14 protein-coding genes are annotated in these 12,096 nt (G+C 65.8%); 4 read left to right on the top strand and 10 right to left on the bottom strand.

Translation table 11 applies throughout. From position 1 onward, the window contains the following. Nucleotides 1-647 (bottom strand): hypothetical protein (locus B1A78_RS09780; RefSeq protein WP_144037756.1); only part of this gene is annotated, 647 nt, incomplete at its 3' end. Nucleotides 648-824: 177 nt separating this feature from the next. Here B1A78_RS09780 and B1A78_RS09775 point away from each other — a divergent pair. Further along, on the top strand, nt 825-2,219 hold the full coding sequence (locus tag B1A78_RS09775) for a cytochrome P450 (RefSeq protein WP_077146780.1): 1,395 nt from the start codon (nt 825-827) through the stop codon (nt 2,217-2,219). 3 nt (nt 2,220-2,222) lie between these two features. Here B1A78_RS09775 and B1A78_RS09770 read toward each other — a convergent pair whose 3' ends face one another. Both B1A78_RS09770 and B1A78_RS09765 read right to left on the bottom strand, forming a co-directional pair. Then, nucleotides 2,223-2,711 (bottom strand): PIN domain-containing protein, encoded by a 489-nt coding sequence (locus B1A78_RS09770; RefSeq protein WP_077146779.1) that lies wholly within the window; start codon nt 2,709-2,711, stop codon nt 2,223-2,225. Continuing rightward, complete coding sequence (locus tag B1A78_RS09765; RefSeq protein ID WP_077146778.1) at nt 2,711-2,956, bottom strand: type II toxin-antitoxin system Phd/YefM family antitoxin; 246 nt, start codon at nt 2,954-2,956, stop codon at nt 2,711-2,713. The genes B1A78_RS09770 and B1A78_RS09765 overlap by 1 nt, the downstream gene beginning before the upstream one ends. Nucleotides 2,957-3,204: 248 nt before the next feature. On the opposite strand from B1A78_RS09765, the gene B1A78_RS09760 reads away from it, so the two are divergent. Together B1A78_RS09760 and B1A78_RS09755 are read left to right on the top strand one after the other, a co-directional pair. Beyond that, nucleotides 3,205-4,593 carry a cation:proton antiporter gene (locus B1A78_RS09760; protein ID WP_083734021.1) on the top strand — a complete coding sequence of 463 codons (1,389 nt, stop codon included), beginning with the start codon at nt 3,205-3,207 and terminating at the stop codon, nt 4,591-4,593. A 69-nt stretch (nt 4,594-4,662) separates the two neighbouring features. Next, nucleotides 4,663-5,871, top strand: coding sequence for an alginate export family protein (locus B1A78_RS09755; RefSeq protein ID WP_077146777.1), 1,209 nt, complete (start codon nt 4,663-4,665; stop codon nt 5,869-5,871). Between the two features lie 3 nt (nt 5,872-5,874). Here B1A78_RS09755 and B1A78_RS09750 read toward each other — a convergent pair whose 3' ends face one another. Next, entirely contained in the window at nt 5,875-7,416 is a 1,542-nt protein-coding gene (locus tag B1A78_RS09750) for a tryptophan halogenase family protein (protein ID WP_077146776.1), read from the bottom strand. An 85-nt stretch (nt 7,417-7,501) separates the two neighbouring features. On the opposite strand from B1A78_RS09750, the gene B1A78_RS09745 reads away from it, so the two are divergent. Beyond that, nucleotides 7,502-8,218: an extensin family protein gene (locus B1A78_RS09745; RefSeq protein WP_077146785.1), complete on the top strand. Its 717-nt coding sequence runs from the start codon at nt 7,502-7,504 to the stop codon at nt 8,216-8,218. A 6-nt stretch (nt 8,219-8,224) separates the two neighbouring features. On the opposite strand, the gene B1A78_RS09740 is transcribed toward B1A78_RS09745, so the two are convergent. Genes B1A78_RS09740 through sufC form a run of 6 tightly spaced genes read right to left on the bottom strand, consistent with a single transcriptional unit; the run spans nt 8,225 to nt 12,095 of the window. Further along, complete coding sequence (locus tag B1A78_RS09740) at nt 8,225-8,581, bottom strand: iron-sulfur cluster assembly accessory protein (protein ID WP_077146784.1); 357 nt, start codon at nt 8,579-8,581, stop codon at nt 8,225-8,227. After that, the gene (locus tag B1A78_RS09735; RefSeq protein WP_077146775.1) at nt 8,581-9,063 is read right to left on the bottom strand and encodes an SUF system Fe-S cluster assembly protein; all 483 of its coding nucleotides are present in this window, start codon (nt 9,061-9,063) and stop codon (nt 8,581-8,583) included. The genes B1A78_RS09740 and B1A78_RS09735 overlap by 1 nt, the downstream gene beginning before the upstream one ends. After that, nucleotides 9,060-10,241: an aminotransferase class V-fold PLP-dependent enzyme gene (locus tag B1A78_RS09730; RefSeq protein ID WP_077146774.1), complete on the bottom strand. Its 1,182-nt coding sequence runs from the start codon at nt 10,239-10,241 to the stop codon at nt 9,060-9,062. Before B1A78_RS09730 ends, B1A78_RS09735 begins: the two co-directional genes overlap by 4 nt. Further along, on the bottom strand, nt 10,238-10,969 hold the full coding sequence (locus tag B1A78_RS09725) for a SufD family Fe-S cluster assembly protein (RefSeq protein ID WP_077146773.1): 732 nt from the start codon (nt 10,967-10,969) through the stop codon (nt 10,238-10,240). Before B1A78_RS09725 ends, B1A78_RS09730 begins: the two co-directional genes overlap by 4 nt. Further along, nucleotides 10,966-11,352: a hypothetical protein gene (locus tag B1A78_RS09720; RefSeq protein ID WP_077146772.1), complete on the bottom strand. Its 387-nt coding sequence runs from the start codon at nt 11,350-11,352 to the stop codon at nt 10,966-10,968. Before B1A78_RS09720 ends, B1A78_RS09725 begins: the two co-directional genes overlap by 4 nt. Beyond that, on the bottom strand, nt 11,352-12,095 hold the full coding sequence (gene sufC / locus B1A78_RS09715) for a Fe-S cluster assembly ATPase SufC (protein ID WP_077146783.1): 744 nt from the start codon (nt 12,093-12,095) through the stop codon (nt 11,352-11,354). The genes B1A78_RS09720 and sufC overlap by 1 nt, the downstream gene beginning before the upstream one ends. Between the last annotated feature and the right edge of the window lies 1 nt (nt 12,096).

The raw sequence follows: 12,096 nt of genomic DNA, 5'->3' as shown, positions 1-12,096 counted from the left end.
CGCCCGCCGCCGGGGCGGCCATCGCCTCGGCCCGGGTCGACCGGGGTCGGATTGGTCGTGGGCGGCGTGCCGTTGCCGTTGCCGGGGCGCGGCGGACGCGTGCCGCGCGGGCCGTCATTGTCGCCGCGACCGGGGCCGTCCCAGCCGCCGGGGCGTCCGCCCCCGGGGCGGCCATCGCCGCGCGGACCGTCACCGCGGCCCGGGCCGTTGTTCCAGTGGCCGTCGCCGCGACCGGGGCCATTGCCGCGCGGACGCCAGTTGCGATCCTTGCCATGATGTTTCCACCACGCGCGCCGCCCGCCCCAATAGTTCAGATATTGGCCACGCAGCGGGTAGCGATTGTTGTAATTGTCGAACAGCCACAGGCCGTAGCCCGGATAGTAATAATTGTCGTACCACCCGCCGCCGAAGCCGATGTTGACGAAGCCCGCGCCATAATCGCCGCCGTCATAGCAGTCGTAACCATAGCCATCGTCATAGGCATAGGGGTCGTAGTCGTAATAGGCGTCGCCATAGCGCGCGCTGCAATCATTGCCCGCGTAGGCAGGTCCATAACCATTGACGTCGCCATAATAGCAGCCGCCGAGGCTGGCCGTCGCGACGGCGCCGAGCGCGATGCCGAGGGGACGCCGAAGGAAATTTGTCATGCCATTATCCTTGGTTACGGCCCGCAGGCGCGAGCCGATCATCATGGCCGCCAATTTGTGCGAGTCGAGTTGAATTTGCGGTGAATAGAGTCGCAGCGACGACGAGACGTTACTTGCATCGATGTCAGTAGTGCGATACCCAAGGCGAAGTCGCCCATTTGACGAGGAATCTCTCCCATGAACGCCCCCGCCAAATTCGCCTGGTCCGAAGCGCGCTTCGGCCCCGACACGAACCACTGGCTGCCGCGCAATGACGAACGGCTGCTCGACCATATCCCGGGCGAGGACGGCATGCCCTTGCTCGGCACGACGCTCGACCAGCTCAAGGACCCGCAGGGCTTCTCGCGGCGGATGGTCGGCAAATATGGCAAGGTCTATCGCACCAGGAGCTTCGGCGGGCGCAGCGTCGCGATCCACGGTCCCGAGGCGAACGAACTCGCGATGTTCGACCGCGAAAAGAATTTCTCGTCCGAACAGGGCTGGGGCCCGGTGCTCAACCTGCTCTTCCCGCGCGGGCTGATGCTGATGGATTTCGAAAAGCATCGCGCCGACCGCAAGACCTTGTCGGTTGCGTTCAAGCCCGAGCCGATGCGGCTCTATGCCGACAGCCTCAACGTCGGGATCAAGGACCGCGTCGCGTCGTGGAGCGGGCAGAGCTTCAAATTCTACCCGGCGATCAAGCAACTGACGCTCGACCTTGCCGCGACCAGCTTCCTTGGCATCCCCTGGGGTCCTGAGGCGGAGAAGATCAACAAGAGTTTCGTCGACATGGTACAGGCGTCGATCGGCATCGTCCGCCGCCCGCTGCCCTTCACCGCGATGGGGCGCGGCGTCGCGGGGCGCAAATATCTGGTCGATTATTTCAGCAAGATGGTCCCCGAACGCCGCACCTCGACCGGCGAGGACATGTTCACGCAAATCTGTCAGGCTCGCGACGAGAACGGCGATTATCTCAGCGTCGAGGCGATCGTCGATCATATGAACTTCCTGATGATGGCGGCGCACGACACGATCACCAGCTCGATCAGTTCGATGGTCTGGCTGCTCGCGAAAAACCCCGAATGGCAGGACAGGCTGCGCGAAGAGATGCTGCGCGTCGCTCCGGCGGGCGAGGGGGTCGGCCATAATGCGCTAAACGAACTCGAACTCACCGAATGGGCGTTCAAGGAAGCGCTGCGGATGATCCCGCCGGTGCCGAGCATCCCGCGCCGCGCGCTCAGGGATTTCGAATTCGGCGGCTACACCATCCCCGCAGGCACCAGCGTCGGGGTCAATCCCGGCTATACGCATATGATGCCCGAATATTGGCCCGAGCCCGAGAAATTCGATCCGATGCGCTTCTCGCCCGAGGGCGCCAAGGGGCGGCACAAATATGCCTGGGTGCCCTTCGGCGGCGGCGCGCATATGTGCCTGGGGCTGCACTTTGCGTATATGCAGGCGAAGATCTTTTTCCACCATGTGATCACGACGCACCGGATCAAGGTTGCCGATGGTTATGATCCCGACTGGTATATGTGGCCGATCCCGCGCCCGAAGGACGGCCTGCTGGTGACCTTCGAGAAAATCGCCTGACCGTCAGCCACGAATGAACAGATTGCGGAGCCATGGCGCGCGTTCGCGCGTCGCCTCGCGCCAGTCGGACGCTTCGCCCGCCTCGGGCGCGGCACGGCTCGGGTCGACCAGCTTGAGCCGCGCAGTGCGAAACGCCGTCGGGCGATAGGTCACGAGCGCCAGTCCGTGCTCGAGCGCGGTCGCGGCGAACAGGGCATCGCGATCCTGGTCGAAGGACAGTGCCGCGCGGCGCCGCGCCACCGCCAGGTCGACCGGCACGATGCGCCCCTCGAAAGCCGGGAGCAGCTGATCGTCGATCCAGCTCCGCCACGCCGCGCCGACCGCCTTGCCCTGCTTGCCCGCGAGCGCGGCGGCATTGTCGAGCTCGACGATCGACAGCGCCGACAGGAACATCGCGTGGCGCGAGATGCGCTGCGCCCAACCCGCCAGCGCCGCGCTCTCGGCGCGGGCCTCGCGCAGGTCGAGCACGACATCGGTATCGAGCAGGTACATCAGCCGCGTCCCCGGCCGGCGAGGGTGCGTTGCAACAGGCTGCGATCGAGCGCGGGCTCGCCGGGCGCCGCGGCGAGCAATTGCCCGATCGTTTCGCGTTCGCCGCTCAGCTGCCGCCAGGCATCGATGCTGATCAATACATGGGTGGGCTTGCCGCGATCGGTCACGAACACGGGTTCGATCTGCGCGAATCGCTTTGCGCGACTCACGTCCTGGTTGAATTCACGGCTCGTGACGCGCTTCATTTCGCCGCCTTTCTCCGCCCTTTGATCGTGTCAATGGGATCGTTCACATGTAGGTATGTTACTACACTGTTACCGGCCCGCAACAGAAATGATCCTTGCGCCGAAAATCGACAGCGCGATGTCTGCCCGATTATCGTCCGGCGCTTGATCGGGCGCTCCATCCATGTCTCCTGACGCTGCAAGGGAGCGTGTCGCGGGTCTGCGAGGCCGGTCGGGCGCGAGAGGGGAGACAGAATTTGGTATCAGATATGTTCGGCGAGCTCGGCCGCGCCATCGGCGATGTGATGGGGGCGCATGGTCCCGCGGTCGACGTGGCGAAGAGTTTCGCACCCAGCGACTATAGCATCCATTTCTTCCTGCAGATCGCAGTGATCCTGCTCGTTTGCCGCATCGTCGGCTGGGCCGCGAACCGCTTCTTCGGCCAGCCGCAGGTTGTCGGCGAGATGATCGCGGGCGTCATCCTGGGACCGTCGCTGTTCGGACTGTTCTTCCCCGACTTCCAGGCCACGCTCTTCCCCAAGGAAACGCGCAATGTCCTCTATGTCGGCGCGCAGTTCGGCGTCGGGCTCTACATGTTCCTCGTCGGCACGACGCTGCGGCTCGATCATTTCCAGTCGAAGGCGAAAAGTGCGGTCGGCGTGTCGGCGGCCGGCATCGCCGCCCCCTTCCTGTTCGCGGCGCTGATCACGCCCTTCCTGCTCGATATACCGGGGCTGTTCACCGACGGGCTGGGGCAGGGGCCGGCGACCTTGTTCATGGGTGCGTGTATCGCACTCACCGCTTTCCCGATGCTCGCGCGGATCATCAACGAACGCGGGCTCGCCAACACGTCGCTTGGGACGCTGTCGCTGACCGCCGGCGCCTTTGACGATGCCGTGTCATGGTGCGTGCTCGCGGTCGTTCTCGCGACCTTCGGCGCCGGCCCCGGCATCGCCCTGCTCGCGATCGTCGGCGGGCTGAGCTTCGCGCTCTTCATGTATTTCGTCGGCCGCAAGCTGCTCGTCCCGCTCGGGCGGATCGTCGAGGCGCAGGGTGAGATGTCGCACGGTATCCTCGCTGTCATCCTGATGCTCTACGCGATGTCGGCCTTCTTTATGGACGCGGTCGGCATCCACGCGGTGTTCGGCGGCTTCCTGCTTGGTGTCTGTATGCCGCGCGGCCTGTTGACCGAAGAGATCAAGAAGAAGATCGAGCCGATGACGGTCGTCTTCCTGCTGCCGATGTTCTTCACCTATTCGGGGCTCAACACCCAGCTGACCACCGTCAACAGCCTGATGCTGCTCGCGGTGGCACTCGGCATCCTGCTCGTCTCGATCGCCGCGAAGTTCGGCGCGTGCTGGCTCGCCGCGCGGCTTGCGGGCGAGGATAACCGCACCGCGATGGGCATCGGCGCGCTGATGAACGCGCGCGGGCTGATGGAACTGATCATCATCAACATCGGCCTGCAAAAGGGCATCATCGGTCCGACCTTGTTCGCGATGATGGTGCTGATGGCGATCGTCACCACCGTCATGGCGGGGCCGCTGTTCGAGATCGTCTATGGCCGCAAGGCCCGCGAAAGCGGCGAACTCGGCGCACTCGGCACCGAGACCGACGGAGATGCCGCCCGCGAGCCGCTGGTGGCGAAGCCGGTCTGACCCATCCCTCCTGCCTCCCCCGCCTCGGTCCGACGCCGGGGCGGGGAGGATTTTTGGGAACTTATCGATATGGCGAGACTCTGGATCGCGCCGCCGCTGGCGCTGCTCGGCGGAACCGCGTGCGCGCAGGAGGTTGCGATCAAGCCGCTGGTCGACGCGCGGCTGCGCTATGAAGCGACCGAACAGGACGGTCTTCCCGAAAAGGCCGACGCGCTGACGCTGCGCGTGCGTCCCGGAATACAGGCCACCAAGGGCGCGTGGTCGGTGTTGGTCGAGGGCGAGGCCAATCTTGCGATCGCTTATGACTATAATGACGGCACTAACGGCAAGACCGCATTCCCGCTGATCGCCGACCCGCCGAACCTCGAACTCAACCGCGCGCAAATCCGTTATGCGGGTGCCGACGGTCTCGCGCTCACCGCCGGGCGCCAGCGCATCGAATTCGCCGACCAGCGCTTCGTCGGATCGGCGGGCTTCCGCCAGAATGAGCAGACCTTCGACGCGCTACGCGTCCAGTGGGGCAAGCCCAAGGGCCTGAACGCCGACCTCGCCTATAGCCGGAGCGTGCGCACCGTGAACGGTCGCAACGGGGCCGGCGCGCGGCCGCAGGCGATCGGCGGCGACAATCTCTTCGCGGTTCTGGGCTATGGCAGCGACATCGGCACGCTCAGCGCCTTCGCCTATCTGGTCGATCAGGACGAGGCGGCGGTGCAGGGCTATCGCCTGTCGAGCCAGACCTGGGGGCTGCGCTTCGCGGGCAGCCAGCCGATCGCGAAGGATGTGAAGCTGACCTATGCCGCCAGCTGGGCGCGGCAGAGCGACTGGCACCGCAACCCGAACGACTATGCCGCCGATTATTGGCTCGCCGAAGCGGGCATCGTCGCGGGCGGCCTGACCGCGACCGGCGGTTACGAAATACTCGGGGCGAGCGATGGCATCCCGCTCACCAGCGTCCAGACCCCGCTCGCCTCGCATTTCCGTTTCAACGGCTGGGCGGGCAAGTTCGTCACCACCCCGCCGAACGGGCTGCGCGACCTTTATGCGAGCCTCGGCTATGGCTGGAAAAAGGCCGCTGGCTTCGATGCGATCGGGGTCAACGCGGTGTGGCACCGTTTCGACAGCGACCGCGCCGGCCAGCATTATGGCGACGAGATCGGGCTGGCGCTCACCGCCAAGCGCGGCCGCACCGGCGGGTCGGTGCGCTACGCCCGCTATCGCGCCGACGATTTCGCGACCGATACCGACCGGCTGTGGATGACGCTCGAATGGGCGCTTTAGGCGTCAGGCGTAGGCCGACGCGGCGTTGATCTGGTCGATCAGCGCGCGATGCGACGGCAGTTCGTGCGCCGCCTGGTCGCCGAAGCTGCGGATGCGGGCAAAGATGCGCTCGGCCTCGGCGATATCGGGAAATTCCTCGCGCACGGGCGACAGGTCGGTCCGATATTCCATGCCGTAGAGGATGTACTGGTAGTTGAAGAAGGCGAAGCTTTCGAGATCGAGGATGAAGTCGAAACGCCCCGGCGGGCGATAGCGCCATTCCTCGAGCAATTCCTTGAGCCGGTCGGGAATCGACGCCGGGTCGGCATTGTCGCGCCAAAAGGGCTCGTCGCGGCGGCTGAGGCAATAGTGGAGCTTCAGGAAGTTGACGATATTGTCGTAACGCGCGCTCATCAGTTCGTTGAAGCGGCGCGCGGGGGCGTGCATCGGCCCGCCGAGCGGGAACATCTCGGCGATCATCGCCGCTGCGGTCTCGATCGTCACCAGCCCCGTCGACTCGAGCGGTTCGAGGAAGCCGCCCGCCAGCCCGACCGCGACGCAATTCTTGACCCACGGCGTCGGGCGGTAGCCCGCCTCGAACGGGATACGGCGCACGCTGACGTCATGACTGCGCCCGCCGGTATAGCCCGCGAGGATCTCGGCGGCACGCTCGTCGCTCAGATGGTCGCTCGAATAGACGCAGCCGACCCCGCGCGCGCCGGCAAGGCCGATATCCCACGTCCAGCCGCCTTCGTGCGCGGCTGCGATCGTATAGCTTTCGAGCGGTGCTTCGGGGTCGTCATAGGGGATCTTGCACGCCAGCGCGCGGTCGGTGAACAACTGGTGCCTGACGCTCCTGAACGGTGCCCCGAGTGCGCCGATCAGTTCGGCGCGAAAGCCCGAACAGTCGATATAGAGGTCGGCGGTCAGCACGCCATGCTCGGCGGTGACGACATGGTCGATCGCGCCGCTTTCGGGATCGAGCCCGACCCCGGTCAGCGTACCCTGCAAATGCAGAACCCCCAGCGCGCGCGCCTGGTTCGACAGCACCTCGGCGAGCCGCGTCGCGTCGAAGTGATAGGCATAGTTCAGCGGCCCGCCGAATGCCTCCTCGCCCGGCCGCTTCGGCGCGCGGCGCGCCTCGGCGACGCGGTTCTGGATCGTCATCGCCTCGGCGAAGGGTCGCCGCGTCGCCTCGTCCTGGAGCAGCCAATAGGAAACGAGGCTGTGCCCGTCGCCATGATAGGGCGCCTCGAACGGGTGGAGGAAATGGCTCGACTGGCCGGGGGCGGGGGTGCGGACCCAGTCGTCGAAGCGGATGCCCTGCTTGAAGGTCGCCGACGCGCGGCGAACGAACTCGCTCTCGTCGATCCCGATATATTGCAGCGTGTTGCGGATCGTCGGAAAGGCGCCTTCGCCGACCCCGATGCTGCCGATCTCGTCCGACGCGAGCAGCGTGATCGACAGGCGCGGATTGCGCGCGAGGTCGAAAAAGCGCGCAAGATAGGCGGCGGTCAGCCAGCCCGCGGTGCCGCCCCCGACGATCAAGATCCTGCGCACCGCCATGAGAACGCTATCACGCGGCGCGGCGCTTTCAACAAGCGGTAATTTGCCGCTGGAACGCCGCGCGCGGTGCGGGCATTGGTCGGGGGTGAAGAGTGTTCGCCCCTATCTCCTCTGGTTTTTCGTCGCGCTGCTGCTCGCCGTGGTCGCCATCTATGCGATGCAATGGCTGCGCGACCACCCGCAGCATGATCCGACCGCACGCTTCGAACTCGCGCAACCCCGTGGCTGGGCGACGCAGCGCAAGCTGACCGCGCTCGTCGCCGACGATACGGCCTGCTTCGCTGCCTTCGACCGGGCGAAGGCGGGCTATGAACATCGCCCTGTGGTCGGGCAGGGCGTCTGCCGCGCGAGCCAGCGCATGGTGCTGACGGGCAACCGGCTGGTGCCGACGATGCGTCCGGCGAATGCCGCGCCGGGCTGCGCGGTCACCGCGGCGATGGCGCTGTGGACGCGCGACGTCGTCCAGCCGCTCGCACAGAAGCATTTGGGGCAGAAGGTCGCCGAACTCGAAAATCTGGGCAGCTACAATTGCCGCAAGATCGCCGGGAAGCAGGCGCAGAGCCAGCATTCGACCGCCAATGCCATCGACATTTCGGCCTTCGTCCTCGCCGACGGCACGCGCATCGCGCTGATCAACGACTGGAACGACGGCGATGCGCGCAGCGCCTTCCTGCACGCGGTGCGCGACGGGTCGTGCGACTATTTCAATACCGTGCTGTCGCCGGACTATAACACGGCGCACGCCGACCATTTCCACCTCGACATGGCGGAGCGGACGGCGGGCTGGACGGTGTGTCGCTAGGCGCGTTTAGACGGTGAAGCTCTCGCCGCAGCCGCAGGCGCCCTTGGCATTCGGATTTTCGAACACGAAGCCTGCGGCGAAATCATCCTCGACCCAGTCCATCGTGCTGCCGATCAGGTACAGCACCGACGCGCCGTCGATGTAGAAAATGCCGCCGGGGGTCTCGATCTTCTCGTCGAACTTCGCTTCCTCGGTGACATAGTCGACCGAGTAGGCGAGCCCCGAGCAGCCGCGGCGCGGGGTCGACAGCTTGACGCCGATCGCACCCTCGGGCGCGTTCGCCATCAGCGCCGCGACGCGCGCCTCGGCATTGGGCGTCAGCGTGACCGCGGCAGGGCGGGTGCGGGTCTTCACGTCGGTCATCACAGCATCCCCAGTTCGAGGCGCGCTTCGTCGCTCATATTTTCGGGGCTCCACGGCGGATCCCAGACGAGGTTGACCTCGGCATCGCCGACGCCCGGAACCGCGCCGACGCGCAGTTCGACCTCGGCGGGCATCGACTCGGCGACCGGGCAGTGCGGCGTGGTCAGCGTCATCGTGACGACGACATGGCCCTCGTCGATCTCGACATTGTAGATGAGGCCCAGATCATAGATGTTCACCGGGATTTCGGGGTCGAAGATGTCCTTGAGCGAGTTGATCACGGCCTCATACAGGTCGCCGCCGACCGCGCCGGGGGCGACCTCGGCGGGTTTCGCGGCAAGGAAGCCTTCCAGATAGTCGCGCTTGCGCTCCAGCTTCTCGCCCATCGTTTCCGGCGCCGTCTCGACATCCTCGACGCGCGCCTTCGGCGGCGCCTCGACGCTCGTCACTTCTTCCACCTTGATCATCCGATCCTCGCTCATCCGAAAATCCTCTCGACGCGTGACAGGCCCTCGATCAGCGCCGCCACGTCATCGCTGTTGCTGTAAACGCCAAAACTCGCGCGCGCGGTTGCCGGCACACCCAGATGCTCCATCAGCGGCTGAGCGCAATGGTGCCCGGCGCGGATCGCGACCCCGCTTTCGTCCAAGATAGTGCCGATGTCGTGCGGATGAACCCCCGCTATCGCAAAACTCACGATTCCGGCGCTGTTTTCGGGGCCAAAAAGCGTGATGCTGTTCTTGCGCGCCAGCGCTTCGCGTAAGCTGCCGACGAGTGCGACCTCATGGGCATGGATCGCATCGACGCCTAGCGCCTCGACATAGTCGACCGCCGCCGCGAGCCCGATCGCCTCGATGATCGCGGGCGTGCCCGCCTCGAACCGCGTCGGGGCGGGGGCATAGGTCGTCTTGGCAAAGGTCACGCGATCGATCATCGATCCACCGCCCTGCCAGGGCGGCAAGCGATCGAGCTTGTCGCTCCACAGCGCGCCGATCCCGGTCGGGCCGTAAAGCTTGTGCCCCGAAAAGACATAATAGTCGCAGCCCAATGCCGCAACGTCGACCGGCAGGCGCGGCACGGCCTGGCATCCATCGATCAACAGTTCGGCGCCGACGCGGTGCGCCAACTCAGCGGCGCGCGCGACGTCGAGCGGGCTGCCGAGCACGTTCGAGACATGCGCGAAGGCGACCATCCTGTGTTCGCTCGTCAGCAGCTTTTCGGCGGCGTCGAGGTCGATGCAGCCATCGGCGGTGAGCGGGCAGACGTCGACCTGCCAGCCCGCAAGCTGCCAGGGCACGATATTGCTGTGATGCTCGAGCATCGACAGCAGGATGCGGCCCTTCTTCGGATGCGAATAGGCGACGAGGTTGATCGCCTCGGTCGCGCCGCGCACGAACGCGATCTGCTCTTCCTTCGCGCCGATGAACGCCGCGATCCGCCGCCGCGCCGCCTCATAGGCGAGCGTCATGTCGGCCGAGCGCGCATAGACGCCGCGGTGCACGGTCGCATAGTCGCGGCCCATCGCGTTCACCGTCGCGTCGATCACCGCCTGTGGCTTCTGCGCGGTCGCGGCGGTGTCGAGATAGTGCCAGCCGGGGGTGAGGCCGGGGAAGTCGGCGCGGACGTCGGGGAAGGTGCGGAGGGCGGTCGCGGTGCTCACACCAGCTCTCCCAGCTTGGCGAGCGCCAGCGCCTGCAAATGCTCCTCGTCCTCGGCACCGTCGAACACGCCCGCGACGAAAGCCTGCAGCAGCAGCTTCTTCGCCTCGGCGGGCGGCAGGCCGCGCGACTGGAGATAATAGAGCGCCATGGCGTCGAGTTCGCCAATCGCGCAGCCGTGCGCGCATTTGACGTCGTCGGCGAAGATTTCGAGTTCGGGCTTGGCGTTGGCGGTCGCGCTGCGATCGAGCAGCATCGCCTTCACATCCTGCTCGCTGTCGGTCTGCTGTGCGTCACGCACGACCGCGACCTTGCCGAGATAGGTGCCGGTGGCCTGACCGCCGAGCACCGAGCGAACCACCTGCCGCGACGTCGCGCCGGGTTCTGCATGGGTGACGGTGGTGACGATCTCGAGATTCTGCTCGCCGCCGCCGATCTGAGCCGCGCCGAGCTGAAAATCGGCACCCTCATGGAGTGTCACCGCGAGCTCGATGCGGCCGTAAGTGCCGCCGATATTGAGGACGTGCAGCGATGCGGTCGCGCCCTTGCCGAGCACCAGCTCGATCTGCCGGATATCGCCGGCACCCTGCACAATCGCGCGGCGGAAGTCGCCTCCCGCGGGCACGATAATGCTCTCGGGCGCGGGCAGCGGCCAAGCTGCGGCCACCGCGTCGATGTCGCTATAGCGCCACGCTTCGTCGCGGCGGGAGGGGAGGGCGTGCGTGCTCATTGTGCCGATCGCTTTTCGGCGAGGTCGGCGACCATGGCGTCGCGTTCCGCGAAAACGCAGGTCGAAAATTCGTTTCGAAGAAATTTTTTGCGTGTCGCGCTGCGCTTGTTCGACGGAATGCGGTGGTCCTTGAAACTCTCGAACTCGGCCGCGTAGCGCGTATGGCAGCGCAACATCGACTGGCACCCGATCCGGTCGATGGCGGCGTCGCCGGTCGACCGCTGGGTATAGCATCGGGTCTCGCCACGATGGTCGATCAGCGCGGCGCGCCAGTCCTTGAGCTTGCTTGCAATCACGACGATTTCCTCTTCGACCGCGTCAGAGGGCGGTGCGAGAGGGATCGCCGCCGCGGGCGTCATGGTCATCAGGGCCAGCATCGCCATCAAGCCGCAATCTCGGCATAGCCCTCGCGCTCGAGTTCGAGCGCGAGTTCGGGGCCGCCCGACTTGACGATGCGGCCGGCCGCGAGGACGTGGACGAAATCGGGCTGCACATAGTCCAGCAGGCGCTGGTAATGGGTGATCAGCAGCACCGCCTTGTCGGGGCGGCGCATAATGCTGTTGATCCCGTCGCCGACGACGCGCAGCGCGTCGATGTCGAGGCCGCTGTCGGTCTCGTCGAGGATCGCGAGCTTCGGGTCGAGGATACCCATCTGCACCATCTCGTTGCGCTTCTTCTCGCCGCCCGAAAAGCCGACGTTCACCGGGCGCTTGAGCATGTCCATGTCGAGCTTGAGCAGCCCCGCCTTTTCGCGCGCGAGCTTCAGGAAATCGCCGCCCGACAGCGGTTCCTCGCCGCGTGCCTTGCGCTGGGCGTTCAGGCTCTCGCGCAGGAACTGGACGTTCGACACGCCGGGGATTTCGACCGGATATTGGAAGCCGAGGAACAGGCCCGCCGCGGCGCGTTCGTGCGGGTCCATGTCAAGCAGATCCTGCCCGTCGAAGGTCGCCAAACCGTCGGTGACCTCATAGCCGGGGCGCCCGCCGAGGACATAGGACAGCGTCGACTTGCCCGCGCCATTGGGCCCCATGATGGCATGGATTTCGCCCGCATTGATGGCGAGCGACAGGCCTTTCAGGATCGGCTTGTCCGCGACGGCGGCGTGAAGGTTTTCAATTTTGAGCATA

Source organism: Sphingopyxis sp. KK2 (genome assembly GCF_001990265.1).
GTDB lineage: Bacteria > Pseudomonadota > Alphaproteobacteria > Sphingomonadales > Sphingomonadaceae > Sphingopyxis.
Note: the sequence above shows the minus strand (reverse complement) of the source record. Positions and strands in the feature narration are given on the sequence as shown.

Excerpts from the sequence above, each read along its gene's own strand:
- B1A78_RS09775 (WP_077146780.1), top strand. The coding sequence starts at position 825 with ATGAACGCCCCCGCCAAATTCGCCTGGTCCGAAGCGCGCTTCGGCCCC.
- B1A78_RS09770 (WP_077146779.1), bottom strand. The coding sequence starts at position 2,711 with ATGTACCTGCTCGATACCGATGTCGTGCTCGACCTGCGCGAGGCCCGC.
- B1A78_RS09765 (WP_077146778.1), bottom strand. The coding sequence starts at position 2,956 with ATGAAGCGCGTCACGAGCCGTGAATTCAACCAGGACGTGAGTCGCGCA.
- B1A78_RS09760 (WP_083734021.1), top strand. The coding sequence starts at position 3,205 with ATGTTCGGCGAGCTCGGCCGCGCCATCGGCGATGTGATGGGGGCGCAT.
- B1A78_RS09755 (WP_077146777.1), top strand. The coding sequence starts at position 4,663 with ATGGCGAGACTCTGGATCGCGCCGCCGCTGGCGCTGCTCGGCGGAACC.
- B1A78_RS09750 (WP_077146776.1), bottom strand. The coding sequence starts at position 7,416 with ATGGCGGTGCGCAGGATCTTGATCGTCGGGGGCGGCACCGCGGGCTGG.
- B1A78_RS09740 (WP_077146784.1), bottom strand. The coding sequence starts at position 8,581 with ATGACCGACGTGAAGACCCGCACCCGCCCTGCCGCGGTCACGCTGACG.
- B1A78_RS09735 (WP_077146775.1), bottom strand. The coding sequence starts at position 9,063 with ATGAGCGAGGATCGGATGATCAAGGTGGAAGAAGTGACGAGCGTCGAG.
- B1A78_RS09725 (WP_077146773.1), bottom strand. The coding sequence starts at position 10,969 with ATGAGCACGCACGCCCTCCCCTCCCGCCGCGACGAAGCGTGGCGCTAT.
- B1A78_RS09720 (WP_077146772.1), bottom strand. The coding sequence starts at position 11,352 with ATGGCGATGCTGGCCCTGATGACCATGACGCCCGCGGCGGCGATCCCT.
- sufC (WP_077146783.1), bottom strand. The coding sequence starts at position 12,095 with ATGCTCAAAATTGAAAACCTTCACGCCGCCGTCGCGGACAAGCCGATC.